The organism is Mesorhizobium sp. M1D.F.Ca.ET.231.01.1.1 (assembly GCF_003999155.2).
In the GTDB taxonomy this organism is placed as follows: Bacteria; Pseudomonadota; Alphaproteobacteria; order Rhizobiales; family Rhizobiaceae; genus Mesorhizobium.
In genome coordinates, this window is record NZ_RZOZ02000008.1 from 94,000 (window position 1) to 120,571 (window position 26,572).

At 65.0% G+C, this 26,572-nt stretch carries 26 protein-coding genes; 10 read left to right on the forward strand and 16 right to left on the reverse strand.

Going from position 1 to position 26,572, the window contains the following annotated elements:
- Window positions 1-73 precede the first annotated feature (73 nt).
- Entirely contained in the window at window positions 74-499 is a 426-nt protein-coding gene (locus tag EN874_RS21095; protein ID WP_127427099.1) for a GNAT family N-acetyltransferase, read from the reverse strand.
- Between the two features lie 145 nt (window positions 500-644).
- Here EN874_RS21095 and leuD point away from each other — a divergent pair, with 145 nt between their 5' ends.
- The 5 genes from leuD to leuB all read left to right on the forward strand — a co-directional run bounded on the left by leuD (window position 645) and on the right by leuB (window position 4,482).
- Entirely contained in the window at window positions 645-1,250 is a 606-nt protein-coding gene (gene leuD / locus EN874_RS21100; RefSeq protein ID WP_126086807.1) for a 3-isopropylmalate dehydratase small subunit, read from the forward strand.
- A gap of 66 nt (window positions 1,251-1,316) precedes the next feature.
- Window positions 1,317-2,231: a hypothetical protein gene (locus EN874_RS21105; protein WP_127427100.1), complete on the forward strand. Its 915-nt coding sequence runs from the start codon at window positions 1,317-1,319 to the stop codon at window positions 2,229-2,231.
- 276 nt (window positions 2,232-2,507) lie between these two features.
- The gene (locus EN874_RS21115) at window positions 2,508-2,891 is read left to right on the forward strand and encodes a RidA family protein (protein ID WP_127427102.1); all 384 of its coding nucleotides are present in this window, start codon (window positions 2,508-2,510) and stop codon (window positions 2,889-2,891) included.
- 59 nt (window positions 2,892-2,950) lie between these two features.
- Window positions 2,951-3,301 carry a VOC family protein gene (locus tag EN874_RS21120; RefSeq protein ID WP_127427276.1) on the forward strand — a complete coding sequence of 117 codons (351 nt, stop codon included), beginning with the start codon at window positions 2,951-2,953 and terminating at the stop codon, window positions 3,299-3,301.
- Window positions 3,302-3,378: 77 nt separating this feature from the next.
- Window positions 3,379-4,482 (forward strand): 3-isopropylmalate dehydrogenase, encoded by a 1,104-nt coding sequence (leuB, locus tag EN874_RS21125; protein WP_127427103.1) that lies wholly within the window; start codon window positions 3,379-3,381, stop codon window positions 4,480-4,482.
- A 16-nt stretch (window positions 4,483-4,498) separates the two neighbouring features.
- Here leuB and EN874_RS21130 read toward each other — a convergent pair whose 3' ends face one another.
- From EN874_RS21130 to EN874_RS21145, 3 genes are all read right to left on the reverse strand, one after another.
- Window positions 4,499-5,158, reverse strand: a complete 660-nt coding sequence (locus tag EN874_RS21130) for a DUF805 domain-containing protein (RefSeq protein WP_127427104.1) — start codon at window positions 5,156-5,158, stop codon at window positions 4,499-4,501.
- A 69-nt stretch (window positions 5,159-5,227) separates the two neighbouring features.
- Complete coding sequence (locus EN874_RS21135; RefSeq protein ID WP_127427105.1) at window positions 5,228-5,938, reverse strand: DUF805 domain-containing protein; 711 nt, start codon at window positions 5,936-5,938, stop codon at window positions 5,228-5,230.
- Window positions 5,939-6,313: 375 nt separating this feature from the next.
- Window positions 6,314-8,161 (reverse strand): DEAD/DEAH box helicase, encoded by a 1,848-nt coding sequence (locus EN874_RS21145; RefSeq protein WP_127427106.1) that lies wholly within the window; start codon window positions 8,159-8,161, stop codon window positions 6,314-6,316.
- Between the two features lie 611 nt (window positions 8,162-8,772).
- Between EN874_RS21145 and EN874_RS21150 the strand changes: the two genes are divergently transcribed.
- Window positions 8,773-9,807, forward strand: coding sequence for an aspartate-semialdehyde dehydrogenase (locus tag EN874_RS21150; protein WP_127427107.1), 1,035 nt, complete (start codon window positions 8,773-8,775; stop codon window positions 9,805-9,807).
- Between the two features lie 367 nt (window positions 9,808-10,174).
- Here the strand turns inward: EN874_RS21150 and EN874_RS21155 are convergent, their stop codons facing one another.
- A complete protein-coding gene (locus EN874_RS21155) occupies window positions 10,175-10,582 on the reverse strand; it encodes an ACT domain-containing protein (protein ID WP_127427108.1) in 408 nt (135 codons plus the stop codon).
- Window positions 10,583-10,726: 144 nt separating this feature from the next.
- On the opposite strand from EN874_RS21155, the gene EN874_RS21160 reads away from it, so the two are divergent.
- From EN874_RS21160 to EN874_RS21170, 3 genes are all read left to right on the forward strand, one after another.
- Entirely contained in the window at window positions 10,727-11,128 is a 402-nt protein-coding gene (locus EN874_RS21160; RefSeq protein ID WP_127427109.1) for a DoxX family protein, read from the forward strand.
- Between the two features lie 15 nt (window positions 11,129-11,143).
- A complete protein-coding gene (locus EN874_RS21165) occupies window positions 11,144-11,671 on the forward strand; it encodes an SRPBCC family protein (protein WP_127427110.1) in 528 nt (175 codons plus the stop codon).
- Between the two features lie 141 nt (window positions 11,672-11,812).
- Window positions 11,813-12,076 (forward strand): glycine zipper domain-containing protein, encoded by a 264-nt coding sequence (locus tag EN874_RS21170; RefSeq protein WP_127427111.1) that lies wholly within the window; start codon window positions 11,813-11,815, stop codon window positions 12,074-12,076.
- A 69-nt stretch (window positions 12,077-12,145) separates the two neighbouring features.
- Here the strand turns inward: EN874_RS21170 and rpsP are convergent, their stop codons facing one another.
- The 5 genes from rpsP to EN874_RS21200 all read right to left on the reverse strand — a co-directional run bounded on the left by rpsP (window position 12,146) and on the right by EN874_RS21200 (window position 16,844).
- Window positions 12,146-12,547 carry a 30S ribosomal protein S16 gene (rpsP, locus tag EN874_RS21175; protein WP_127427112.1) on the reverse strand — a complete coding sequence of 134 codons (402 nt, stop codon included), beginning with the start codon at window positions 12,545-12,547 and terminating at the stop codon, window positions 12,146-12,148.
- 47 nt (window positions 12,548-12,594) lie between these two features.
- Window positions 12,595-12,921: a chorismate mutase gene (locus EN874_RS21180; protein ID WP_126086825.1), complete on the reverse strand. Its 327-nt coding sequence runs from the start codon at window positions 12,919-12,921 to the stop codon at window positions 12,595-12,597.
- Between the two features lie 7 nt (window positions 12,922-12,928).
- Entirely contained in the window at window positions 12,929-14,518 is a 1,590-nt protein-coding gene (gene ffh, locus EN874_RS21185) for a signal recognition particle protein (protein ID WP_127427113.1), read from the reverse strand.
- 375 nt (window positions 14,519-14,893) lie between these two features.
- A complete protein-coding gene (locus tag EN874_RS21195) occupies window positions 14,894-15,835 on the reverse strand; it encodes a glycosyltransferase (protein ID WP_127427115.1) in 942 nt (313 codons plus the stop codon).
- Window positions 15,836-15,902: 67 nt separating this feature from the next.
- Complete coding sequence (locus EN874_RS21200) at window positions 15,903-16,844, reverse strand: CPBP family intramembrane glutamic endopeptidase (protein WP_127427116.1); 942 nt, start codon at window positions 16,842-16,844, stop codon at window positions 15,903-15,905.
- Between the two features lie 169 nt (window positions 16,845-17,013).
- Between EN874_RS21200 and EN874_RS21205 the strand changes: the two genes are divergently transcribed.
- On the forward strand, window positions 17,014-18,078 hold the full coding sequence (locus EN874_RS21205; RefSeq protein ID WP_127427117.1) for a TraB/GumN family protein: 1,065 nt from the start codon (window positions 17,014-17,016) through the stop codon (window positions 18,076-18,078).
- Window positions 18,079-18,694: 616 nt separating this feature from the next.
- On the opposite strand, the gene lpdA is transcribed toward EN874_RS21205, so the two are convergent.
- The 6 genes from lpdA to EN874_RS21240 all read right to left on the reverse strand — a co-directional run bounded on the left by lpdA (window position 18,695) and on the right by EN874_RS21240 (window position 26,475).
- Entirely contained in the window at window positions 18,695-20,101 is a 1,407-nt protein-coding gene (lpdA, locus tag EN874_RS21215; RefSeq protein ID WP_127427119.1) for a dihydrolipoyl dehydrogenase, read from the reverse strand.
- A gap of 24 nt (window positions 20,102-20,125) precedes the next feature.
- Window positions 20,126-20,881 (reverse strand): SDR family oxidoreductase, encoded by a 756-nt coding sequence (locus EN874_RS21220; protein ID WP_127427120.1) that lies wholly within the window; start codon window positions 20,879-20,881, stop codon window positions 20,126-20,128.
- Complete coding sequence (locus EN874_RS21225; protein ID WP_127427121.1) at window positions 20,878-21,390, reverse strand: hypothetical protein; 513 nt, start codon at window positions 21,388-21,390, stop codon at window positions 20,878-20,880. Before EN874_RS21225 ends, EN874_RS21220 begins: the two co-directional genes overlap by 4 nt.
- Entirely contained in the window at window positions 21,390-22,118 is a 729-nt protein-coding gene (locus tag EN874_RS21230) for a DUF4241 domain-containing protein (protein WP_127427122.1), read from the reverse strand. Before EN874_RS21230 ends, EN874_RS21225 begins: the two co-directional genes overlap by 1 nt.
- Window positions 22,119-22,134: 16 nt before the next feature.
- Window positions 22,135-23,421, reverse strand: coding sequence for a 2-oxoglutarate dehydrogenase complex dihydrolipoyllysine-residue succinyltransferase (gene odhB, locus EN874_RS21235; RefSeq protein ID WP_127427123.1), 1,287 nt, complete (start codon window positions 23,419-23,421; stop codon window positions 22,135-22,137).
- A gap of 66 nt (window positions 23,422-23,487) precedes the next feature.
- Complete coding sequence (locus tag EN874_RS21240) at window positions 23,488-26,475, reverse strand: 2-oxoglutarate dehydrogenase E1 component (RefSeq protein ID WP_127427124.1); 2,988 nt, start codon at window positions 26,473-26,475, stop codon at window positions 23,488-23,490.
- Window positions 26,476-26,572 lie beyond the last annotated feature (97 nt).

The window sequence follows — 26,572 nt, forward strand, 5'->3', positions numbered from 1 at the left end:
TCTAATATGCAACCAAATGGTTGCATGTCAAGTGGCATGCCAGACCCGGGCAATCACTTGCCGGTGAATGGCGTCAGCGCTTGCGGGAGAACCAGAAGGCGTCGGTCATGCGCTGCATGCCAATGCGCTCGTAGAAGCCGACGGCGTCGGGCATCGAGATCAGGCCGATGGCGACAGCTGGGCCGAGCTGCCGGCGGGCCTCGTCCATCAGGCCCCTGCCGACGCCCAGCCCCTGCGCCGAAGCCGACACAGCAAGCTCGGAGACATAGCAGACCCAGGAGAAGTCGGTGATGGCGCGGGCGACACCGACAAGCGGCCTGCCTTCGACGTCGAGGCGCGCCGTCAGCACAAGATTGGCGCTGCCGAGCATCGACTTGAGGCGGGCTTCGTCATCGACCGGCCGCGTTTCGCCGAGCCCGGACTCCACCAGCACGCGGCGGAAATCGGCAACATCGAGCGCGGGCTCGCTTGCGTAAAAAACCTTCGAAGTCGGTGTCATGCCGCCAAGGTGCACGAAAGACCCGCGTTTTGAAAGCAGGCGATGCGATCTCAACTGCCAACAGTTGCCTTTCATTTGCCCGCTGCTTTGTGTAAAGCGTGCGCCAGCAAATCCCCCGCAGCGAGAAGAAGACGGGCAAGGAACCATGGACAAATTCACCAAGCTCACCGGCGTCGCCGCGCCCATGCCGATCGTCAATGTCGACACCGACATGATCATCCCGAAGGATTATCTGAAGACGATCAAGCGCACCGGGCTTGGCACCGGCCTGTTCGCCGAAATGCGCTACAAGGACGACGGCTCGGAGAATCCGGATTTCGTGCTCAACAAGCCGGCCTACCGCAAGGCGCAGATCCTGGTCGCCGGCGACAATTTCGGCTGCGGCTCGAGCCGCGAGCATGCGCCCTGGGCGCTGCTCGATTTCGGCATCCGCTGCGTCATCTCGACCTCGTTCGCCGACATCTTCTACAACAACTGCTTCAAGAACGGCATCCTGCCGATCACGGTCAGCCCGGAAGACCTCGACAAGCTGATGGACGACGCCTCGCGCGGCTCGAACGCGACGATCTCGGTCGATCTCGAGGCCAAGGAGATCCGCGGTCCGGACGGCGGCGTGGTCAAGTTCGACCTCGACGACTTCAAGCGCCACTGCCTCTTGAACGGCCTCGACGACATCGGGCTGACCATGGAGAAGGCCGGCGCCATCGCTTCCTTCGAGAAGAAGAACGCCGAGCTGCGCCCCTGGGCCTGAGACTGGTCTGAACTCATGGCCGGCCATCGCAGGCCGGGTTTGCGGCGGCTGAATGGAGGGACAGTCATGACACGCTCGCTTCTGCCCTGCGCCTGCGCTTCAATGGCAATCCTTCTGGCTGTGGCTGGCGCAAGCGCGCAGACGCAAACGTCCGCTGCTTCCGACCAGCCCGCCGCCGATCAAGGAGCGGCCGATCAAGGCACTCCCGCCGACGAGGATAGCCAAGCGCCAATCCCGTTCGAGGGCGGCCAGCTGACCATCACGCAGCCGGAGCAGGATGGCGAGAAGGTGCTGGCCTATGACGGCAAGGAGCTCGCCAGCAATTACGACGTCTTCTTCGACAGGATCGTCAAGATCGGCGACGTCAGCGTGGCGCTGGTCGATGTCGGCGACGGCGGCAATCAATGCGGCCCGGCCAAGGTGATCGTCTGGAAGAAGGACGGCGAGATCCAGACCACGACGGTCGAGCAGGACGAATGCGGCGCGCCGCCGGCCGCGGTTTCCGACGCCGCCATCTATTTCGTGCCCTATCTGCTGCCGGGCGAGACGCGGCCGGCGCTGCAGTGGTCGCCGACCACCGGGCTGACGACGTCCGGCGAGCTCACCTATGCGCCGGAACCCGGCACCGGCTGGAAGGATGTCGATCCGTCGAAATACGACAACATCATCGACGCCTTCCACAACGAGGCCGTCTACAAGGCGGCCGAGGCGCTGCTCGGCAAGGCCATGCCCGACGTGGCGACCAGCCTGCTGGTCGGCGGCGGCACCGAAAAGACGGCGTCCGGCGCCTTCTACGCCAGCGGCTGCGTGCCGCATGACTGCGGCGGCAATGACGGCTTCATGGCGGTCGACCCGGTGAAGCACAAGGTCTATTTCGCCCGCCGCGGCGACAATCCCGAGCCGGACGCCTGGCCGCCGGTGAAGGACTGGCCGGCGGATATCAAGAAAGCGCTGGACGCGGCGCAGGGGTCGGGGAATTAGCCTAAGCCACTTCTTCTAGGCTGTGATCCTTCGCGCCCCCCTCTGGCCTGCCGGCCATCTCCCCCACAAGGGGGGAGATTGGCTGTTTCGGCGCTTCGCTCATTCTGCAACGCTGGTGATTGGCGAAAGCCGGCGCGACATCTGATCTCCCCCCTTGTGGGGGAGATGCCCGGCAGGGCAGAGGGGGGCGCTGTCCCGCCAGCATTGCGTTGTCTGGCTCACGACTGGATCGTGGATGCATTTCAGAATGACTGAAACAAATCCTGAGAGACCCCCATGCGCAAGCTCATCTCCACTGGCTCCCCCTTCGAAAGGACCGCCGGCTATTCGCGCGCGGTGGTGCAGGGCGACTGGTGCTTCGTCTCCGGAACGACCGGCTACGACTATGCCACAATGACCATGCCGGAGACCGTCGAGGCGCAGACGCGCAATTGCCTCGCAACAATCGCCAAGGCATTGCGCGACGGCGGCTTCGAGATGGCCGACGTGGTGCGGGCGCATTACTATATCACCGACCAGGCCTATGTTGACGTGGTCTTCCCGATCCTCGGCGAGGCGTTCGGCGACATCCGCCCGGCGGCGACGATGATCGTCTGCCAGCTCAACAAGCCCGAGATGAAGATCGAGATCGAGGTCACGGCGCTCAAGCGCACGGCCTGATGCGGTTCGCTCAACAAGCCGTTTGGGCAACGGCTGCATGAAGCGAGGATCAGCCCATGGTGAAGGTCAAGCGCATCGTCGCCAACATCGCCACGCAGGACACCGCCGCGGCGAAACATTTCTATCAGGACGTGCTCGGACTTGATGTGTTGATGGATCAAGGCTGGATCGTCACGTGCGGCTCGGCCGAGACGATGCAGGTGCAGATGAGCTTCATGGCCGAAGGCGGTTCGGGTACGCCGGTGCCTGACCTTTCGATCGAGGTCGACGATGTCGATATGGCGTTCGATGCCATGAAGAGCGCCGGCTTCGCCATCGAATACGGACCCGCCGACGAGCCCTGGGGCGTACGGCGCTTCTATGTGCGCGACCCGTTCGGCCGGCTGGTCAATATTCTCTCGCACCGTTGATGGTTCAAAGGCTTGCGCGGCAAGCGCTCGGCGTTTAGCAAGGCCGCGGTTCAAAAACTTTCCCGGGACGGTTCTCCATGGCTTCGAAAAATCTTTTCCTGCTCGCCGGCGACGGCATCGGCCCCGAGGCCATGGCCGAGGTGAAGAAGCTGATTGCCGCCATGAACGAAAAGCTCGGCAGCGGCTTTGCCACCGACGAGGGGCTGGTCGGCGGTTGCGCCTACGATGCGCATGGCGCGGCGATCTCCGACGCCGACATGGAAAAGGCTGTTGCCGCGGACGCCGTGCTGTTCGGCGCCGTCGGCGGGCCGAAATGGGACAAGGTGCCTTACGAGGTGCGCCCCGAGGCCGGGCTGCTGCGCCTGCGCAAGGACATGGAGCTGTTCGCCAATCTCAGGCCCGCGATCTGCTATCCGGCGCTGGCGGCATCCTCCTCGCTCAAGCAGGAGGTGGTCGAAGGCCTCGACATCCTCATCGTGCGCGAGCTCACCGGCGGCGTCTATTTCGGCGAGCCGAAGCAGATCATCGATCTCGGCAACGGCCAGAAGCGCGGCATCGACACCCAGGTCTACGATACGTTCGAGATCGAGCGCATCTCGGGTGTCGCCTTCGAGCTGGCGCGCACGCGCAAGAACCACGTCACCTCCATGGAAAAGCGCAACGTCATGAAGTCGGGCGTGCTGTGGAACGAGGTGGTGAGCCAGACGCACAAGGCCAGGTACAGCGACGTCAAGCTCGACCACATGCTGGCCGACGCCGGCGGCATGCAGCTGGTGCGCTGGCCAAAACAGTTCGACGTCATCGTCACCGACAATCTGTTCGGCGACATGCTTTCCGACGTGGCGGCAATGTTGACCGGCTCACTCGGCATGCTGCCGTCGGCCTCGCTCGGCGCGCCGGATGCCAAGACCAAGAAGCGCAAGGCGCTCTACGAGCCGGTTCACGGCTCGGCGCCCGACATCGCCGGCAAGGGCATCGCCAACCCGATCGCGATGATCGCCTCCTTCGCCATGTGCCTGCGCTATTCCTTCGGCATGGTGGCGGAAGCCGACAAGCTCGAAGCCGCGATCGCCGCGGTGCTCGACGACGGCCTGCGCACCAAGGACATCATGTCGGAAGGCATGACCGAGGTCGGCACGGTCGAGATGGGCGACGCCATCATCGCCAAGTTCCTGGGCTAAGCTTTCGGGCAGGCTTTCAGGCCGGGCCGGCTCCAGCCGGTATCGGCCCCCACCGGTTCTCCTTGAATTGAGATGGAAGAAGGCCGAAGACGAGCAAGGCAACAGCCCCCAAAACCGGAGTGTAGCAAAGCAAGACAAGCCAGCCGGTGAGACCGATGTCGTGCAAACGCCGCACGACCACTGCGATCGACGGCAGGATTGCAGCCAGCACGAAAAGCAGGGCCGGAATGTGCCCGATCGAGGTCTTTGGACCATCATCGAAACCGCTTATCGCCAGGTTTAGCAAAATGCCGAAACCGAACAACGCGGCAGATACCACGCAGAACCAGAGATAGAACGCCCAAAATTCCTTAGGGCGGGCTCGGCCGGTGAAATTGTGGTAGTCGTCGCCGAACGCACGTAGAAAATAGGCCCACAGTCCCATGGACCTGGCGGAACGGTTTTCGGTGGTGCGGCCGAACTGCTGCGGACTGCCAGTTGGCGACGGTGCGGGTGGGTTCGCGGCTACGATGTCGTGCGCAGTCCCGTCGTCCGGCGTGAACTCGACCAGCATGCTTCCGACTGGGGTCATGCCCCGGGTCAGATTGTCCCGGCTGAAGATGTAGCGCTTGCCGTCAACGCCGGTGATATAGCCGTAGTCGTGGTCCTCGTCGTAGTGAAACACAGTGCCGCGCATTGACTCCCCCTGCATCGCCTTACCGCAACTATCTACAGTTGCTGTCAATTGCAAGATGCACGTTTGGCGCTAGATCCTGACGCCGGCCGGCACCGGTCCCCATTTGTTGTCGCCGGCTTGGGTCGGGATCAGCGCGAAGACCAGGGTGGCGAGCCCGCCGACATAGGGGACAAAGCACAGGATCGCGAGCCAGCCGGTCACGCCGAGGTCGTGCAGGCGGCGCACGATCAGCGCGACCCATGGCAGCAAGGTCAGCAGGATGTAGAGAACGACAAGGCCGATCATGACGATCGGCAGGTCGTCGCCCTGTTCGATGCCGCTTCCCAAATCCACGGAGAGGCCGACGCTGACAATGACGGCGAGGCCGATCGTCCAGAACAGGCAAAAGCCCCAGAACTCCTTGCGTCGTGCACGGCCGGAGAAGTTGACGTAGTTCGTCGTCAGGCCGCGCCAGAAATAGCTCCACAGGCCGGTGGATTCGACCGTTCCGTTCCCGGCGTTGCGGCCAAAATGCGCCGGCGCCGCGGGCACACTGCCCGGCAACGCAGGGGCGGCCGCCGCGGCTGGAGCGGGACCCTCCGCCGGGACGGCCATGCGGGCGCGGACAGAAAAGATATTGCCGGCGCGGTCGCCGTTCGGCAGGAACTCGACCTCGGCGCCCCTCGCCAGCGCCATCTCGCGGCGCAAATCCTCGCGCGCGAAGCTGTAGCGCTTGCCGTCGGCGCCGGCGATGAAGCCGAAGCCCTGCTCCTGGTCGTAGTGAAGCACCTCGCCGCGCATTGCCTTGTCCCCCTTTGCCGCGCCTACCCAGACTGTTCAAAGTCGCGGCGAACCGCAAGAGGCATGCGGAAATGGAGAGCATTTGGTCAGGTCTAAAGCCTCGTCTTTGCCTATCCGACGTAGGCGCTGCCCCTCACCTGCCTGCCGGCATCCTCTCCCCGTATAGTGACGGGAGAGGGCGCTGTCGTTGCCGCCTTCGCCAATCGCCAATGTCGCAAGAAGAGCGCCGAGGTCGCGGCCAGCCCCCTTCTCCCCGTCAGTATACGGGGAGAAGTGCCCGGCAGGGCGATGAGGGGCGGCGCAGACTTCTGTAGTTGGTTCCGTTGCCCTGGCGAGTCCTTAGGTGGCTATGGACCACTGAATCGGGTCGAGGGCTCAGCCAGGCCGTTTCCTTGCCTTTTTGTGCTTGGTCGGCCCGGCCTTCTCGAATTTCGCTTTGCCGGGCTTCTTTGCCCAGGGTTTTGAGTCCGGCGCCCCGGCAGGCTTACGCTCGCTCGGTGCCCGCTTCTCGAACCCGGGAGCATCCTGGTCAAACGCGCGCTTGCCGCGATGCGGCCTCTTCTCCGGTTTCGGCGGCTGGTATCCGGCCCGCGACAGGTCGGGCGTGCCGTCGAGCCTTCTCACCGCGATGTTGCCCTGCAACTTGCGGTCGGGCCCGATCGCTGCGAGGAAGCGGTCGGCCCAGTCGGCGGCGATCTGCACGAAGGTCTCTTCCGGCTGCATCTTGATGGCGCCGATCTCGCGCTTGGAGATGCCGCCGGTGCGGCACAGCATCGGGATCAGCCAGCGCGGCTCGGCATTCTGCCGGCGTCCCACCGACAGCGAGAACCAGACGCTGTCGCCGAAATCGTCGCGGCGGCCGGGCGCTTCCTCCCTGCGCGAGAACTTCTCCTTCGACGGCGCGAACGGCGCGACGTCGAGCAGGTCCTCGGGCGCCGAGCGGCTGCCGCGGCAAAGCCGCACGAAGGCCGCGGCCACCAGTTCGGCGCCATGCCGCGCGAGAAGCGCCGTGGCGAAGTCACGCTCCTCGTCCTTCACCGGCTCGCCGAAGGCCGGATCGGCCAGGATGCGTTCGTCGTCGCGCCTCAGAACCTCGTCGGCCGAGGGCGGGCTCGCCCAGGCAGCGGTGAGGCCGGCATTGTTGAGCAGGCGCTCGGTGCGCCGGCGGGCGTTGCCCGGCACGATCAGCGCGCTGACGCCCTTGCGCCCGGCGCGCCCAGTGCGCCCGCTGCGATGCAGCAGCGTCTCCGGATTGGTCGGCAGGTCGGCATGGATGACCAGGTCGAGATTGGGCAGGTCGATGCCGCGCGCCGCCACGTCGGTGGCGATGCAGACCCTGGCGCGGCCGTCGCGCATTGCCTGCAGCGCGTGGCTGCGCTCGTTCTGGCTGAGCTCGCCGGACAGCGCCACGACGGAGAAATTGCGGTTGTTGAAGCGCGCGGTGAGATGGTTGACGGCGGCACGGGTGTTGCAAAACACCATCGCGTTGGTGGCCTCGTAATAGCGCAGCACGTTGATGATGGCGTTCTCGCGATCGGCGGGCGCGACGGAAAGCGCCCGGTACTCGATGTCGAGATGCTGCCTCTCCTCGCCGCCGGCCGAGATGCGCACCGCATCGCGCTGGTAGCTTTTCGCCAGCGTGGTGATGGAGCGCGGCACGGTGGCGGAAAACATCAGCGTGCGGCGCTCGGCGGGCGCAGCGTCGAGGATGAATTCGAGGTCCTCGCGGAAGCCGAGATCGAGCATCTCGTCGGCCTCGTCCAGCACCACGACCTTCAGCGCCGACATGTCGAGCGCCCCGCGGGTGATGTGGTCGCGCAGCCGGCCCGGCGTGCCGACGACGATGTTGGCACCGCGCTCCAGCGCGCGCCGCTCGCTGCGCATGTCCATGCCGCCGACGCAGGAGGCGACCGTCGCGCCGGTCAGTTCATAGAGCCATTCCAGCTCGCGCCGCACCTGCAGCGCGAGCTCGCGCGTCGGCGCCACGATCAACCCCAGCGGCGCGCCGGCCTCGGCAAAACGCTCGGCGCCGGCAAGCAAGGTCGGCGCCATGGCGAGGCCGAAGGCGACGGTCTTGCCGGAGCCGGTCTGCGCCGAAACCAGGGCGTCGGCCTGGCCCAACTCCGGCGCAAGCACCGCCTGCTGCACCGGCGTCAGCGCGGCGTAACCGCGCTTTTCCAGCGCCTCCGCAAGCGCAGGCACGATAGTATCGAAACTGGACATTTTCTTCTTTCGGAATTCGGAGCTTGCTTATCGGGCAGCACGCCGGGCTGACACATGCCAGCCAAAGGATATTTGGGCGTTCGTACTTCCTGCGACCGCACTTGTATAGAGCAGGCGCCGGCGCTTTCCCTTCTCCCCTTGTGGGAGAAGGTGGATCGGCGCGCAGCGCCGAGACGGATGAGGGGTGCGTGAAGGAACGAGGCGGAAGAACAAATGCTTCAAGCGATCGATTCCTTAAACGCCGCGATCCTTCCAACACCCCTCATCCGGCCGCTTCGCGGCCACCTTCTCCCACAAGCGGAGAAGGAGAGGCACTGCCAATTGACTCTTTTAGCAAAGCGCGTAAAAGCCGGCACCGAACGGGATCATCCTCGATGCGCGGCCTTCCGACGGCTCTTCTTGCATTCGATGTCCCCAGCCGCGATGCACAATATCGGGCCGGGCGCTTCGGCGCGTCCTCTCGTTCCAGCAAAACTATGGCCAAAACCACCAAAACGGTGTGATTCCCTTGGCCTAACCACCCTCTCCCGGGTTCGGCCCGGGGGACGGAACCCGCATGAGGCCGGCGGGTTTTCTCCCAACAACCAAGCGGAGAGGGACAGGAGATCTTTATGAGTTTCAAGGTTGCGGTAGTCGGCGCCACGGGCAATGTGGGCCGCGAAATGCTCAACATTCTGGACGAGCGCGGCTTCCCGGCGAGCGAGGTGGTGGCGCTGGCCTCGCGGCGCAGCCAAGGCACAGAAGTGTCCTTCGGCGACCGCACGCTGAAGGTCAAGGCGCTCGACACCTACGACTTTTCCGACACCGACATCTGCGTCATGTCGGCCGGCGGCAATGTTTCCAAGGAATGGTCGCCCAGGATCGGCAAGCAGGGCTGCGTGGTCATCGATAATTCGTCGGCCTTCCGCTACGACCCGGATGTGCCGCTGATCGTGCCGGAAGTGAACCCGGACGCGATCGAGCAGTTCTCGCGCAAGAACATCATCGCCAACCCGAACTGCTCGACGGCGCAGCTGGTGGTGGCGCTGAAGCCGCTGCACGACGTCGCCACCATCAAGCGCGTCGTCGTCGCCACCTACCAGTCGGTGTCCGGCGCCGGCAAGGAAGGCATGGACGAGCTGTTCACGCAGACGCGGGCGGTCTTCGTCGCCGATCAGGTCGACGTCAAGAAGTTCACCAAGCGCATCGCCTTCAACGTCATCCCGCATATCGACGTCTTCCTCGACGACGGCTTCACCAAGGAAGAGTGGAAGATGGTGGCCGAGACCAAGAAGATGCTCGACCCCAAGATCAAGCTGACGGCGACCTGCGTGCGCGTGCCGGTGTTCATCGGCCATTCGGAAGCGGTCAACATCGAGTTCGAGAAGCCGATCACCGCCGACGAGGCGCGCGAGATCCTGCGCGAGGCGCCGGGTTGCCAGGTCTTGGACAAGCGCGAGAACGGCGGCTACATCACGCCGCTCGAATCGGCCGGCGAGGACGCCACCTTCATCTCGCGCATCCGCGAGGATTCGACCGTCGACAACGGCCTGTCGATGTGGGTCGTCTCCGACAATCTGCGCAAGGGCGCGGCGCTCAACGCCGTCCAGATCGCCGAGCTGCTGGTCGAGCGCGGTTTGATCCAGCCCAAGAAGAAGGCGGCTTAGTTTTCGCTCACGGGCTGTTCCGCCGCTGCCGCGGCGGGCGCTGCGCGGGCGCGCCGGACGACCGGCGGCCCGCAGTCGCGGGCTCGGCCTTCGGCCGTTGGCACGACGCTGAAACTGCCGATCTCCCCCCTCGTGGGGGAGATGCCCCGGCAGGGCAGAGGGGGGCGCTGTCCCTCCAGCCTAACAGACAAATACTTGGCAGATCCCTGCGAATGCAGTTCCTGGCGCTATCGGATTTGTGCCAACGATGGCGTTCCTTCGCGCCCCCCTCTGGCCTGCCGGCCATCTTCCCCACAAGGGGGGAGATCGGTCGTCGCGCGCGTCTTCGCCAATTGCCAGCGCTGCAGGAAGCGCCGTCGGCGAAGCATCATGCCCGGCTCTCTTCCACCAGCTTTGCCAGTATCGCCATCGCCTCTTCTGCCCGCTCCGCCGGGACGAAGAGATGGTCGTGGTAGAAAGCCGAGACCGGATTGACGCCCATGCCGGCGGCGGCCAGCCGTGTTGTGATGGCGGCCAGGAAGCCGACAGCCTCCAGCGAGGAATGGATATTCAGCGTGATCATCCGGCAGCGGAACGTGCCGGCAAAGCCCGCTGATTTCGCCGCGTCCTCCGTCACGATCAGCGTCAAGCCTTCCCGCTCCCGGAAGCTCATCATCGGATCGAGCCCGTCCGGCACGGCTACGCCCGGCGCCAGCGTCGCAAAGACATGGACATCGGGCAGCAGTTGCGGCGTCATCGACGCCAGCAGTCTTTGCAGGTTGGTCTCGCCGATCATGTTGCCTCCCGCCCCATCACCATCTCATTGAAGCACGCGTTTGAAAAAAGCGCACTGACCCTTGTAGGATCGTCGCACGGTCCCTCGTCCTTGGCTCGAACCCGGCAAAACTGCCAGGGCTGCAACCAACCGGAGGGAACACCAATGAGCATCTCGGAAGCCGCGCCGGCCTCGAACGGCGCGTTGTGGACCGGGCGCGTGCTCAGCGCCATCGTCGTCCTGTTCGACGGCCTCATGAAGCTGCCGCCGCTCGCCATCGTCACCCAGACCATGGCTGAACTCGGCTGGCCGTCCGATCCAAGCATCGCGCGGCTGCTCGGCATCATCGGACTGATTTCGACCGCACTCTACGCACTGCCGCGCACCTCGGTTCTCGGCGCCATCCTGCTCACCGCCTATATGGGCGGCGCCATCGCCACCAAGGTGCGGGTGGACAGCCCGCTGTTCTCGCACACGCTGTTCGGCGTCTATCTCGGTGTTATCCTGTGGGGCGGGCTTTATCTGCGCGATGCAAGACTGCGCGCGCTGATCCCGTTGACGCGATAAGCGAGGAGAAAAAAGATGCTTGCCACCATCCTGATCATCCTGGTCGTCATCATCGCCGCCGTGCTCATCTATGCCGCCACACGGCCGAACGATTTCGTCGTCAGCCGCTCCGCCAGGATCAACGCGCCGGTCGAGGCGATCTTCCCGCTGATCAACGACTTCAAGCGCTGGCCCGAATGGTCGCCCTTCGAAAAGCTCGATCCGAACATGAAACGCACGCTCTCGGGCGCTGAAAGCGGCAAAGGCGCCGCCTATGCCTGGGAAGGCAACAGCAAGGCCGGAAAGGGCCGCATGGAGATCGTCAACGCGGTGCCGTCGTCGCTGGTCTCGATGAAGCTCGATTTCGAAAAGCCGTTCCGGGCGAACAACAGCGTCGACTTCACCTTGGCGCCGTCGGACGGGAACACGACCGTCACCTGGGCGATGCGGGGCGGCCGGCCGTTCATCGCCAAGCTCATGGGCCTGTTCATGAATTTCGACGCGCTGATCGGCAAGGACTTCGAGGCCGGGCTCGACAATCTGAAGCGCGCCACCGAGCGGTAAAAAGCCAGCAATCTCAACTGTATCGCCTAAGGGCAACGCAACCGGCGCCGCCAAACTTCACTGTCTACGGGATCAAATTAGCCGTCTGAGAGTTAAGGACAGGGCGGCGAGGACGGCGATCCGCGTGTGAGAGGAACGACAATGAAGAAAGCAATTACCATACTGGTGCTGACCATGGCGCTTGGCGCCTGCTCGCAGACGGAAAAGGGTGCGGCTGTGGGTGGTCTGGGCGGTGCGGCCGTAGGCGCCGCAGTGGCGAATGATCCGGTGGAGGGCGCTGTCGTTGGCGGCGCCGTGGGCGCAGTGGCCGGCGCACTGATCGGACGGGCCAGCGAACCCGATCGCTGCCGCTATCGCGACCGCTACGGACGCGTCTATATCGCCCGCTGTCCGCAAGGCTATTGAGGCGGAGGCAAATCCAAAAGCAAACCGGCGGGCCATGGCCCGCCGGTTTCGTAAGCGACAGGGGCCGGACTATTCGGCGGTCGCGGCTTCGGCCTCGGCCGGTGCTGCGCTCGCCGCGGCAACGGCGGCGGCGGCGTCTTCCTGGGCCTTCTTCAAGAGGGCGGCGCGCTCCTGCGCCTTCTTGCCGGGCAGGGCCTTGTTCGGGTTCGAGCGGGCCTCGCGTTTGGCGATGCCGGCCTCGTCGAGGAAGCGCAGCACGCGGTCGGTCGGCTGGGCGCCGTGCGAGAGCCAGTGCTTGAGGCGGTCGGCGTCGACCTTCACGCGTTCGCCGTCCTTCGGCAGCAGCGGGTTCCAGGAACCCAGCGCCTCGATGAAACGGCCGTCGCGGGGCGAGCGGGCGTCGGCGACGACGACGTGGTAGTAAGGACGCTTCTTCGAGCCCGCACGGGCCAGTCTGATCTTCAGTGCCATTCTTTATCTCCTAAAAGCTCTGATTTCTTTCATTGATCTCCGGCTGGTTAGCCGGCTTTCGTCACGCCGTTGGCAGCGGCGATCTGTTCGTGATGACGGATCACTTCGCGGATGACGAAGTTCAGGAACTTCTCCGCGAAATCCGGATCGAGATGCGCATCCTTCGCCAGCTGGCGAAGGCGGGCGATCTGCTGCTGCTCGCGCGCCGGATCGGCAGGGGGCAGACCATGCTCGGCCTTGAGCACGCCGACCGCCTTGGTGCAGCGGAAGCGCTCGGCCAGCATATGGATGAGGGCGGCGTCGATGTTGTCGATCGAAGCGCGGTAGCCCGCCAGAACGGCGCGTGCGTCGGCCATGTCCTTCTCCTCGTTCATCGCCCACTCACTTCTTTTTCCCGAGACCAGGCAGCCCGCCGCCGCCGAGGCCGGGAAGGCCCGGCAACTTCATGCCGCCGGGCAGGCCCGGCAACCCGCCACCGGGAAGCCCGCCGGGCAACCCGCCCGGCAGGCCTTTGCCGAGACCGGCAGCCTGGGCCTGCTTCTGCAGGGCCTCGAGCTGCTTCGGATCCATCTTGGAGAGGTCGGGCATGCCGCCGCCCGGCATCATGCCGCCAAGGCCCATCTTCGAGGCAAGGCCGCCCATCATGCCGCGCATCAGGCCGCCGCCTTTGCCCTTGCCGCCCATCGCCTTCATCATGTCGGCCATGCCGCGATGCATCTTCAGAAGCTTGTTGATCTCGGCGGCATCCGTGCCGGAGCCGGAAGCGATGCGTTTCTTGCGCGAGTGCTTCAGGATGTCGGGGTTGGCGCGCTCGGCCTTGGTCATCGAGGAGATGATGGCGAGCTGGCGGCGGAACATCTTGTCGTCGAAACCGGCCGCGGCAAGCTGGTCCTTCATCTTGCCCATGCCGGGCATCATGCCCATGATGCCGCCCATGCCGCCCATCTTCGACATCTGCTGAAGCTGCGCGGCAAGGTCGTTCAGGTCGAACTTGCCCGACTGCATCTTCCTGGCCATCGCCGCCGCCTGCTCGGCGTCGATGGTCTCGGCGGCCTTCTCGACGAGCGAGACGATGTCGCCCATGCCGAGGATGCGGTCGGCGATGCGCTTGGGGTGGAATTCCTCCAGCCCGTCCATCTTTTCGCCGGTACCGATCAGCTTGATCGGCTTGCCGGTGACGGCGCGCATCGAAAGCGCCGCGCCGCCGCGGCCGTCGCCATCCATACGGGTCAGCACCAGGCCGGTGATGCCGACGCGCTCGTCGAAGCTCTTTGCGAGGTTGACGGCGTCCTGGCCGGTGAGCGAGTCGGCGACCAGCAGGATCTCGTGCGGCGACGACACCTTCTTGATGTCGGCCATCTCGACCATCAGCGGCTCGTCGATATGGGTGCGGCCGGCGGTATCGAGGATGACGACGTCATGGCCGCCGAGCCTGGCCGCCTGCACGGCGCGCTTGGCGATGTCGACAGGGCTCTGGCCGGCGATGATCGGCAGCGTCGCAACCCTGGTCTGCTCGCCGAGCTGGCGCAGCTGTTCCTGAGCGGCCGGTCGACGCGTGTCGAGCGAGGCCATCAGGACCTTCTTGTTCTGGCGCTCGGTCAGGCGCTTGGCGATCTTGGCCGAGGTCGTCGTCTTGCCGGAGCCCTGCAGGCCGACCATCATCACGACGACGGGCGCCGGCGCGTTGAGGTCGATGGCGACGCCTTCGGCGCCCAGCATGTCGACCAGCTCGTCATGGACGATCTTGACGACCATCTGTCCGGGCTTGATCGACTTCAGCACAGCGGCGCCGACGGCCTTCTCGCGCACCTTGTCGGTGAAGGAACGCACCACCTCCAGCGCGACGTCGGCCTCGAGCAGCGCCCGGCGCACCTCGCGCAGCGCCGCCGAGACATCCGCCTCGGACAGCGCGCCGCGGCCCGTCAGGCCGTTCAGGATGGAGCCAAGGCGCTCTTGCAGGGACTCAAACATTGATCAAACCGCCCTGTATGAGCGCCTTGGATTCTTGTTGATCCCTGTCGGGCCTTTGGCCCTCCGCGCCTCTTGTGGGCTCCTGGAGTGATTCAAACATCGGTCGTCCTTCGATCTCGGTTCGGTTCGACCCGAGAGGTAGTGCGTTCGCGCCGGGTCGCCAAGCAAAAGTCCAAAGCCAAAAAGCACCCGGGGGCGCATCGCGCTGCCGGGTGTTGGCCTCCAGGATCGGTTTACAGCTCTGGCCCCAAAGGGCGTCGGCGTCCTGGTCGGCTTTCGCGGAGGTGTACTCGTCGCGGAATTCGTGCGCGTCTAGACAGGAAATCGGCGGCGGAGTCAAGGCTTGGGGTGGGAACGGAGCCAAAACGCCGTGATCTAGGCCAGCTTTTCGCCGTCGAGGATGCGCGTGTAGAGATCGAGATAGCCTTTTGCAGTCTTTGCGATCGGAAACCGGTCGGCGGCGGATTCACGGCACCGTTCGGGCGAAAGCGCGGCGATGTCGGCCAGGGCCTGCGCGAACTCGGCATCGGTGTCGAAGAGGCGGCCGGTGGCGTCGTCGACGATTTCCGGCAGCGCGCCGCGCGGCGTTGTCAGCACCGGCGTGCCGCACAGCATTGCTTCGACCGGCGCCATGCCGAACGGCTCCTCCCAGGCGATCGGATTGAGGAAGGCCCTGGCCTCGCCGAGCAGGCGCAGCTTCTCATCGCCGTCGACTGTGCCGTGGTAACGGAAGCGGCGGCCCAGGCTCTTGAAGAAGACGCCCTGGCGGCGAACCTTCGTGCGCAGCAGGAGCTGCCAGCGCGCGCCGCCGGCGATGTCGAGCTGGAAATCGAAGGCCCTGGCGAGATCGACGGCCCGGTTGAGGTTCTTGCCGGCCCGGGCGATGCCGGCCAGGAACAGCAGCCGGCTCGTATTGCTGGCGGACAGCCGATAGGCATCGATCGGAAAGCCGTTGTAGACGAAGGTTTCCCGCCCGTGATTGCGCGCATGGCTGGCGCTGACGAAGCTCCAGTTCTGCCCCTGTTTCTGGTATCCCGGGGCAAAGCCGTGCATGGTGTAGAGCGCCGGGCGCGACGTCTCGACGTACCAGCCGTTGAAATGCACGATGTCGGCGTCGGCCGGGATCGCGGCGCGGCATTCGGCGGCCGAAGACGCCTGCCGCACTTCGCAAAGCGGGTGGCTCGAGCCGCGACCGGCGATCAGGACCACCTTGTGGCCGAGGCGCGAAAGCTCATTTGCCAGCCAGTCGACCTGCCGCTCGGTGCCGCCATAGCCTTGGCAGGGAATGGTGCGTTCCGCCACCAGCGTGATGCGCATCAGCTGAGCCCGCCGTTCTTCTGCCCGACCCCGATCCGGTCCAGAAGCCGGTTTCCGCCTTTCCGGATCATGGTGCCTCCGGCCCGACTTTCAGGGGCGAGCGGCGATGCAGAAGCAAGAACATCGTCAGCAGCGTGCTCGCGACGCCGATCGCGGCGATGAGAGCAGCGTCCCAATTCGTCCAGCCGGGGCCTTCGAGCGGCCTGGCGGTGAAGAGGGCGAAGGAATTGTAGCTCTGCTGGTGCGAGATGAGCAGGAAGCCGGTCAGGTTGTTGCCGAGATGGGCGCCGAAGGCGGCGCCCAAATTGCCGGTCACATAGACCAGCAGCGTCAGCAGCAGCGCGAATGTGCCGATCGAGACCAGAACGCAGGCATTGATGGCAAGCGACGAGGCCGAGCTCCAGTGCAGGGCGGTGAACAGGAGCGCCGGCAGCGCGCCCCAGATGAGCGGGCTGCCAAACCGGTTGCTGAGGCCGCGCAGCAGATAGCCGCGGAACAGGGCCTCCTCCGCCGAGGTCTGCAGGAAGGCGAGCGGCACGATCGGAACGAGGAAGAGCAGCCAGGACGAGAAGGCGATCGATCCGCGGGTGATCTCCGGCTGCAGCCAATAGAGCAGCACCTCCGAGAACAGGGAGGTGATCAGAACAGCGACGAGGCCCTTGAGAAAGCTGCCGCGCGAGATGCGGCGGCTGGTCCCGATCAGCGCCGAGAGCGGCTCGCCATGCACGAAGCGCATCGCCACCCAAAGGCCGATCCAGATGCCGGCAAAGGACGCCAGCGCGGTGAGGATGCCGACGGGCGAGGCAAGGAAATCCTGGATCGGCTGTCCGGTCGCCGGTCCAGGGAGGCGCAAGACGATGAAGGCGGCGGTGCCGGCGACGAGCACGACAAGCGTCATGGCGAGCCAGAAGAAAACGACGATCGCCGCTCCCAGCAGGAGCCGGAGCGGGGTGGTCTTCTCGTTCGGCGAGCGCCGGTAACGCTCGAAGGCGGCACTGTCGATGATCACGCGGCTCCCCTGCCGGACGCTTCCGGGTCGCCTGATCTAGGGGATTGGCGTTTTCGGCGCAATCGCTCGCGTCGAATCCGGCAACGGGTTGGATCGCTTGAAGCCGGTCGGAAACAATTTCGGTCGCGGATTAACCGTTTTGCCGCTTTTTCCGCTTAAGAAGCTCACCATGAAACGCGTCATCGCCATCGCCGACCGCGCGGCCTTCGTCTCGTTGAGACTGCTCGCAGCGCTCAACATGTTGTTTTTCCTGTCGTTCCTCATCGTCCTGCTGCTGGCCGGCAGGGCGCATGCCGAAGCGGCCGCCTGCGCCGGCAGCGATCTGCTGGCAAGTCTCGCAAAGACCGATCCCGCCGCCTTCAAGAAGGTCGAGACCGAGGCCGCCGCCGTTCCGAACGGCAAGGTCCTGTTGTGGAAGCTGGAGAAACCGGGCGAAAGGCCGTCCTTCCTGTTCGGCACCATGCATATCACCGACCAGCGCGTCACGACGCTGCCGGCCGCGGCGCAGCAAGCCTATGACGGCGCCGACACCGTCATTATCGAAACCACCGACGCGCTCGATAAGGCCAAGATGATGGCCGCCTTGGCCGCCGAGCCTGGCCTGATGATGTTCACCGACAACACGACGCTGTCCTCGTTGCTGTCGCCCGAGGACGTGGCGGTGCTGAACAAGGGGCTCGACGCGCGCGGCATCCCGCCCCTGACGGTCGCCAAGATGAAGCCGTGGATCCTGTCCGCCATGGTGGCGCTGCCGGCCTGCGAGGTGGCGCGCCAGGCCGCCGGCGCGCCGGTGCTGGACGTCAAGCTGGCCGCCGAGGCCAAAGCGTCCGGCAAGGACGTCGAGGGCTTGGAAACCGCCGCCGACCAGTTGCGCGCCATGGCCTCGCTGCCGCTCGCCTACCACATGAAGGGGCTGGTGGAGACGCTGAAGCTCGGCGACAGGGTGAACGACGTCAACGAGACCATGATCATCCTCTACCAGCGCGGCGAGGTCGGCATGTTCTGGCCGCTGTTCCGCGCCGTGCTGCCCGACGCCGCGGACGACCAGGCCGGCTATGCCGCCTTCGAGCAGACCATGATCACCAGCCGCAACAAGGTCATGGTCGCCCATGCCATGCCTATGCTGGCCAAGGGCAATGCCTTCATGGCCGTCGGCGCGCTGCATCTGCCCGGCCCTGACGGACTGGTCGAAGATTTCCGCAAGGCGGGGTATACTGTTACCGCCGTCAACTGAGTCGTCTGGCGGCTGGGGAGCGGAAAACGCCGGTTTTTCAGCGCTTTCCGTCCGCCTGCGTGAAACCGATTGGTGGGATCGCGCGTTGATGGCTGTTGATTGAAGCCTTTCATTCCAAGGAGGACACGTTTTATGGCGAACCCGAACGACCCCTTCACCCCTCCGAGCACGCCTCCCTCGTCGGGCGGCGGCGGCAGCGGGTGGCTGATCGCCCTTGTTGTCATTATCCTGGCCATTGTTGCGTATTATGTTTTTGGCAGAACCGGCGGCGAAAAGGCCCCGGCGCCCGCCGAGCCGCCGGCCGCCAGTACGCCGGCTCCGGCGCCCGAGCCAGCGCCTGCAACTCCTGCTCCGGCTCCCGCGCCAGCACCGGCTGAGCCAGCGCCTGCACCGGCTCCTGCCCCTGCGCCCGCCCCGGCCCCTGCGCCGGCTCCTGCTCCGTCACCCGCTCCGGCTCAGTAACCAGACCGCGATTCTTGGAAAAACGGCCCGCCTTTCGGCGGGCCGTTTTGTGTTGGAGCAACCACGCCTCGTCACCCAAGGGTCTGCGCGCGTCGCTTCGCTCCCTGCTTCGCCCTGGGATGACGAAGCGATGGAGGTTCGGCGCCAAGCGCGGTCAAATGTGGATCGGCTTGAAGAACGTGGCCAGCGCCGCTTCCTTGACCGCTTCCGACATCGTCGGATGCGCATGGCAGGTGCGGGCGAGGTCTTCCGAGGAACCGCCGAATTCCATCAGCACCGCCGCTTCGTGGATCATCTCGCCGGCGCCGAAGCCGACGATATGGACGCCGAGCACGCGATCGCTAGCCTTGTCGGCCAGGATCTTCACGAAGCCGTCGGTGTGCAGCATGGCGCGCGCGCGGCCATTGGCGGTGAACGGGAATTTGCCGACCTTGTAGTCGATGCCGGCCTTCTTCAATTCCTCCTCGGTCTTGCCGACGGAGGCGATTTCCGGGCTGGTGTAGACGACGCTCGGGATGACGTCGTAGTTCACGTGACCGGCCTGGCCGGCGATCATCTCGGCCACCGCCACCCCCTCGTCCTCGGCCTTGTGCGCCAGCATCGGCCCGGCGATGACGTCGCCGATGGCATAGATGCCCGGCACGCTGGTCCTCAAATGCGCGTCGGTCTTGACCCGGCCGCGCTCGTCCGTCTCGACGCCCGCTTCCTTCAAGCCAAGGCTGTCCGCATAGGGGCGACGGCCGGTGGCGACCAGCACGACGTCGGCCTCGATGGTTTCGGCCGCGCCACCCTTGACCGGCTCGAAGGTGACGCTGGCGCCCTTCTTCGATTTGGCGACGCCGGTGACCTTGGCGCCGAGCCTGAACTCGAAGCCCTGCTTGGACAAGAGCCGCTGGAACTGCTTCGAGACCTCGCCGTCCATGCCGCCGAGGATGGTGTCGAGGAACTCGACGACGGTGACCTTGGCGCCGAGCCTGGCCCACACCGAGCCTAGCTCCAGCCCGATGACGCCGCCGCCCACCACCACGAGGCTGCCGGGTACCTTGGGCAGCGACAGCGCGCCGGTCGAGGATACGATCACCTTCTCGTCGAAGTCGACCTTGACACCCGGAATGCCGGCGACGTCGGAACCGGTGGCAATCACGATGTTCTTGGTCTCGAGCTCCTCGACCTTGCCGTCCTCGCCGGTGACGGAAATCTTGCCGGCGCCGATCACGTTGCCGGTGCCGCGGAAGCTGTCGATCTTGTTCTTCTTGAACAGGAAGGCGACGCCGCTGACATTGGAGGCTACCGTCGCATCCTTGTGCGCCAGCATCTTCTTCAGATTGAGCTTTGGCGCGCCGACCTCGACCCCCAACATGTCGAAGGTATGGCCGGCTTCGGCGAACATCTCGGAGGCGTGGAGCAGCGCTTTCGACGGGATGCAGCCGATGTTGAGGCAGGTGCCGCCGAAGGTGGCGTTCTTCTCGACTACCGCCGTCTTCAGGCCGAGTTGCGCCGCCTTGATGGCGCAGACATAGCCGCCCGGTCCCGATCCGATGATTACGACGTCATAAGCCATGATGGTGTCCTTCTGGTCTGGCCTTCAACGGCCGCCGCTCACATTGAGGATCGCGCCCGTTATATAGGAGGCCGCGTCCGACAGAAGATAGAGAACCGCGCTGGCGACCTCGTCGGCCGTGCCCGCCCGCTTCATCGGCAGCATGTCCCGCATCCGCGCCACGCGATCAGGCTGGCCGCCCGAGGCATGGATCTCGGTTTCGGTGATGCCGGGGCTGACCGCGTTGACGCGGATGCCTTCGAGCACCACCTCGCGCGCCAGGCCGATGGTCAGCGTGTCGATCGCGCCCTTGGAGGCGGCGTAGTCGACATATTCGCCGGGTGAGCCCAGCCTGGCCGCCGCCGAGGACAGGTTCACGATGGCGCCGCCCCTGCCGCCGTGACGGGTCGACATGCGCTTGACCGCCTCGCGCGCGCAGAGGAAGGAGCCGACGACGTTGATGCGCATCATGCGCTCGACCCGCTCGGCGCTCATCTCGTCGACGCGCGCCTTGACGTCGACGATGCCGGCATTGTTGACGAAGGCGTCGAGCCGGCCGAAGGCCTTGTCCACCTGCTCGAATATCGCCATGACGTCGGCCTCGTTGCCGACATCGCCCTTGACCGCAAAGGCCGCGCCGCCGGCAGCCTTGAGTTCGGCGACGAGCGCATCGGCGGCCGCCTGGTTGGAGACGTAGTTGATCGCCACCCGATAGCCGGCCTGGACGGCCTGCCTGCAGATGGCGGCGCCGATGCCGCGGCTGCCGCCGGTGACCAGCAGCATCTTCTTGTCCGCGCTCATTCCTGGCAGCCTTTCAGGGTAAAGACGTCCCACGGCACTTTGGAGAAGCCGGCAGGGCCGTAAGCGGCCGACATTTCGAGCGACGGCCCGAGATCGGGAAAGATCAGGTTTTTCGGCGCATCGGCGCCCTCGGCCGGCAGCAGCCCGACGGTGCCCTTTTCGTCGGCGCTGTAGATCACGCCCTCCCAGACCGTGCAGGCGGCAAGCTCCTCGCCGGTGACGTCGCCGGTCGGGCATTTGTACATCAGCGAGCCGTGTGGGCGCGAGGCGGAGCCCTCGGTCCACATGGCGATGCCATCGAGCACGACATTATTGTCGAGGATCATGCGGAATGTGTTGGTGATCGTCGCCGAGGTGCCGGTCGGGGTGAAGTCGATCTCGGCTCCGCTTTTTGCCTCGGCATAGACGGCAAGCTGGATCGGGCAGGCGGCATGGGCGCCGGAATTCGCCGCCGTCAGCGCCAGCGATCCGGCCAAAAATCCGATCAAAGGCGAAGCGACGTTGGTCATCAGTTAGCCTGATCGCCTTCGCGGCCGTCGGCGTTTTCGAGCACTTCGAAGTCGGTCATCAGGAGAAGTGGTTCGCCGGCCGAGTCCAGTCCCCAGAAGGACCGATACGCGCCGTCGCCATAGCCAGTGTCGAACATGGCAACATTGAGCGGGTTGCCCTCAATGGGATTATCCAAACCAAACCTGTCGAGAGAGCATGCAACGTCGGCGAGGTAGTCGTCGAGTTCTTCAGTGTCGGTCATGAGCGTCAGAAAGGACTTGTCCATGAACGCCGCAACCGCGTCGTCGACGATAAATTCAAGAAATTCGGACTTATAGGCCGGTGGGCGATCGGGAACGAAGGTCGCCAATTCCCAGCGCATCGGCAAGCCGGAGCCGAACCGCAAGACCGCTGCGGCAATGCGGCCCTGCGCCTGAAACAGCGTGACCGGATAGCGTCCTGGCTCCACCTTGCGGCTGAAAGCAGGCCGGCTTAGTCCGGTGATGAGCGGATCGCAGGCGACAATTTCGCCGGTTGGCAGCTCAAGCTCACCGATCGTGATGGCGCTGATCTTCCGCTCCGCCATCTCAGCGTCGCTGAGAGCGAAGACGCCCAGATTACTGCTTTCCGGCGGCGGATCCGATTCAATCGATTTCACCGGTGAAGCGGCGGCAACCGAGGCAGTTGGCCGAAAAGTCCGAAGGGCGCGCCCCAGCGCAAACCCGAACCGTTCCAGCCAGCCGCTCATTGCGGATCAGCTCCGATCACAGATCGAGCACCAGCCGCTCGGGATCCTCCAGGCTTTCCTTGACGCGCACGAGGAAGGTCACCGCTTCCTTGCCGTCGACGATGCGGTGGTCATAGCTCAGCGCCAGATACATCATCGGCCTAATCACGATCTGGCCGCCGACCACCACCGGCCGATCCTGGATCTTGTGCATGCCGAGGATGCCGGACTGCGGCGCATTGAGGATCGGCGTCGACATCAGCGAGCCATAGACGCCGCCATTGGAGATGGTGAAGGTGCCGCCCTGCATGTCCGCCACCGACAGCTTGCCGTCGCGCGCGGCGAGGCCCAGCCGACCGATTTCCTTCTCGATCTCGGCGATGGACATCTGGTCGGCGTCGCGCACCACCGGCACCACCAGACCCTTGTCGGTACCCACCGCAACGCCGACATGGGCGAAGTTCTTGTAGATGATGTCGGTGCCGTCGATCTCGGCATTGACCGCCGGGATTTCCTTCAGCGCATGGGTGACGGCCTTGGTGAAGAAGCCCATGAAGCCGAGCTTCACGCCATGCTTCTTCTCGAACACGTCCTTGTACTTGGCTCTCAGCGCCATCACCGCGCTCATGTCCACCTCGTTGAAGGTGGTCAGCATGGCGGCGGTCGACTGCGCCTCCTTGAGGCGGCGGGCGATCGTCTGGCGGAGCTTGGTCATGCGCACGCGTTCCTCGCGCGAGGCATCGTCGGCCGTGGATGGCGCGCGGGCCGCGACGGGAGCAGGTGCCGCCTTGGGCGTCTCCGCCGGCTGCGACGGCGCGCCCTTGGCGATCGCGTCGAGCACGTCGCCCTTCAGCACCTGGCCGCGCTTGCCCGAGCCCGAGAGTTGGTCGACCGAGAGATTATGCTCCGCGATGAGTTTGGCCGCAGCCGGCGCCGGCGGCATGGTGCGCGGCTCGATCGGCCCGGCGTCGCCGGCCATCTTGGCGGTTTCGGCCTGGGCCTGCTTGACCGTGGACGCGGCGTCCGGGCTCGAGGCCTGCGCCACCGCCTGCGGCTTGGTCGCGGGAGCGGCGGTGGCGGCCGCGCCGCCAGCCGAAATCGAGCCGAGCAGCGCGCCGACATTGACCGTCTCGCCTTCCTTGACGGCGATCTCGGCCAGCGTTCCGGCACCCGCGGCAGGCACCTCCACCGTCACCTTGTCGGTTTCGAGCTCGACCAGCGGCTCATCGGCGGCGATCGCGTCGCCGACCTTCTTGAACCACTTGCCGACGGTCGCCTCGGTAACGGATTCGCCGAGAGTGGGGACGCGGATTTCGGTAGCCATTGTGCCTGTCCGTTCTTTTCTCTTCTTGAGGTCTGTTCGTCCGGTCTGCTTATTCGCCCAACCTGCCTACTCACCGAGCGCGTCGTCGAGCAGCGCGGCGAGCTGGCTGAGATGCTTCGACATCAACCCGGTCGCCGGCGAGGCAGAAGCCGGCCGGCCGGTGTAGCGCACCCGCTGATGCTTGGCGTCGATATGCGCCAGCACCCATTCCAGATACGGATCGATGAACGACCAGGCGCCCATGTTCTTGGGCTCCTCCTGGCACCACACCATCTCGGCGTTTCGGAAGCGCGACAGCTCGGTGATCAGCGCCTTGGCCGGGAACGGATAGAGCTGCTCGACGCGCAGCAGGTAGATGTCGTTGATGCCGCGCTTCTCGCGCTCCTCGTAGAGGTCGTAATAGACCTTGCCCGAGCACAGCACGACACGGCGGATCTTGGAGTCCTTCACCAGCTTGATCGCCTGGTTGGGCAACAGCTGCGCGTCGTCCCACAACAGCCGGTGGAACGAGCTTTCGCCCGCCATTTCCGACAGCGTCGACACCGCCCGCTTGTGGCGCAGCAGTGACTTCGGCGTCATCAGGATCAGCGGCTTGCGGAAGTCGCGCTTCAACTGCCGGCGCAGGATGTGGAAATAGTTAGCCGGCGTGGTGACGTTCGCCACCTGCATGTTGTCCTCGGCGCAGAGCTGCAGGAAGCGCTCCAGGCGGGCCGACGAATGCTCCGGCCCCTGGCCCTCATAGCCATGCGGCAGGAGGCAGACGAGGCCCGACATTCTGAGCCACTTGCGCTCGCCGGACGAGATGAACTGGTCGAACACCACCTGGGCGCCGTTGGCGAAGTCGCCGAACTGCGCTTCCCAGAGCGTCAGCGCCTTGGGTTCGGCAAGGCTGTAGCCATATTCGAAGCCGAGCACCGCCTCTTCCGAGAGCATCGAGTTGATGACCTCATAGCCGGCCTGCGCCGCCGACAGGTTGTTGAGCGGGATGTAGCGGTTCTCGTCGCGCTGGTCGTAGAGCACGGAGTGGCGTTGCGAGAAGGTGCCGCGCTCCGAATCCTGGCCGGAGAGCCGGATCGGGTTGCCGTCGAGCAGGATGGCGCCGAAAGCCAGCGCCTCGGCCGTCGACCAGTCGATGCCTTCGCCGGATTCGATCGCCTGGCGGCGGTTCTCGAGGAAGCGCAGGATCGTCTTGTGCGCCTCGAAATCCTTCGGCACCTCGGTCAGCTTCTTGCCGATTTCCTTGAGCGTGCGGACCGGCACCGCGGTCTTGCCGCGCCGCTGTTCGTCCTGGTTGTCGGCGGTGCGCAGGCCCGACCAGGCGCCGTCCAGCCAGTCGGCCTTGTTGGGCTTGTAGGACTGGCCGACTTCCCACTCCTGCTCCAGATGCGCGCGCCAGTCGGCCCGCATCTTGTCGACCTCGGCCTGGGTGATGTGACCCTCGGCGATCAGCCGGTCGGCATAGACCTGCACCACCGTCTTATGGGTGCGGATGCTGCGATACATGATCGGCTGCGTGAAGGCCGGCTCGTCGCCCTCGTTGTGGCCGAAGCGGCGGTAGCAGAACATGTCCACCACCACCGGCTTGTGGAACTTCATGCGGAACTCGGTCGCGACCTTGGCGGCATGCACCACCGCTTCCGGATCGTCGCCGTTGACGTGGAAGATCGGCGCCTCGATCATCTTGGCCACATCCGACGGATAGGGCGACGAGCGCGAGAAGCGCGGATTGGTGGTGAAGCCGATCTGGTTGTTGATGATGACGTGCAGCGTGCCGGCGACGCGATGCCCGCGCAGGCCGGACAGGCCGAGGATTTCGGCGATAACACCCTGGCCGGCAAAGGCGGCATCGCCGTGCAGCAAGAGCGGCATCACCTTGGCGCGTTCCGAAAGCGGCACGACCTCGCCGCGCTCGCGGCCGGCGAACTGGTCCTGCTTGGCGCGCGCCTTGCCCATCACGACGGGGTCGACGATCTCCAGATGCGAGGGATTGGCGGTCAGCGACAGATGCACCTTGTTGCCGTCGAACTCGCGGTCCGACGAGGCGCCGAGATGGTACTTGACGTCGCCCGAGCCTTCGACCTCGTCTGGCGCGGCCGAGCCGCCCTTGAATTCGTGGAAGATGGCGCGATGCGGCTTGGCCATCACCTGGGAAAGCACGTTAAGGCGGCCCCGATGGGCCATGCCGAGCACGATCTCCTTCAGGCCGAGTTGGCCGCCGCGCTTGAGGATCTGCTCCAGCGCCGGTATCAGCGACTCGCCGCCGTCGAGGCCGAAGCGCTTGGTGCCCTTGTACTTGACGTCGATATACTGCTCGAAGCCCTCGGCCTCGACCAGCTTCGACAGGATCGCCTTCTTGCCGGTGGCGGTGAAGGTGATCTCCTTGTCGGCGCCCTCGATGCGCGCCTGGATCCACGCCTTCTCCTCGGGGTCGGAGATGTGCATGAACTCGACACCGAGCGTCGAGCAATAGGTGCGGGTGAGGATGTCCAGCATCTGCCGGATGGTGCCGAACTCAAGCCCCAGCACATTGTCGAGGAAGATCGGCCGGTCGTAGTCGGCCGGGGTGAAACCGTAATTTTCCGGCGACAGCTCGTTATAGTCCTCGAGCGGGTTAGCGATGCCGAGCGGATCGAGATTGGCATGCAAATGGCCGCGCATGCGGTAGGCGCGGATCATCATGATGGCGCGCACGGAATCGCGCGTCGCCTGGTGCACGTCGGCGTCGGAAAGCGCCGCGCCGTTGACAACCGCCTTTTCCTTCACCTTCTTTTCGATGTGCTTCTCGATGAGGCCCCAATTGCCGTCGAGCGCCGATACCAGCTCGCCATTGGCCTGCATCGGCCAGGAAGGCTTCGCCCACGAGGCGCCCTTGGCGTTCTTGCGGACGTCGCCGGCATCGTCCTTCAGCGCCGCGAAGAAATCCTGCCATTCCGAATCGACGGAGGCCGGATCATCCTCATAGGCGGCGTAGAGCGCGTCGATATAGTCGGCATTGCCGCCATAGAGGAACGAGGTGAGCGAGAATTGGTCGTTGGCCTGATCTTGTCTTGCCATTTTTCGTCCGCGGAGCCTGGCTCCGTCTCCTTTTTGGAGTGAATGGTGAGTGGTGAATAGTGAATGGGTCCGACATGACGTCGCTATTCACTTGTTC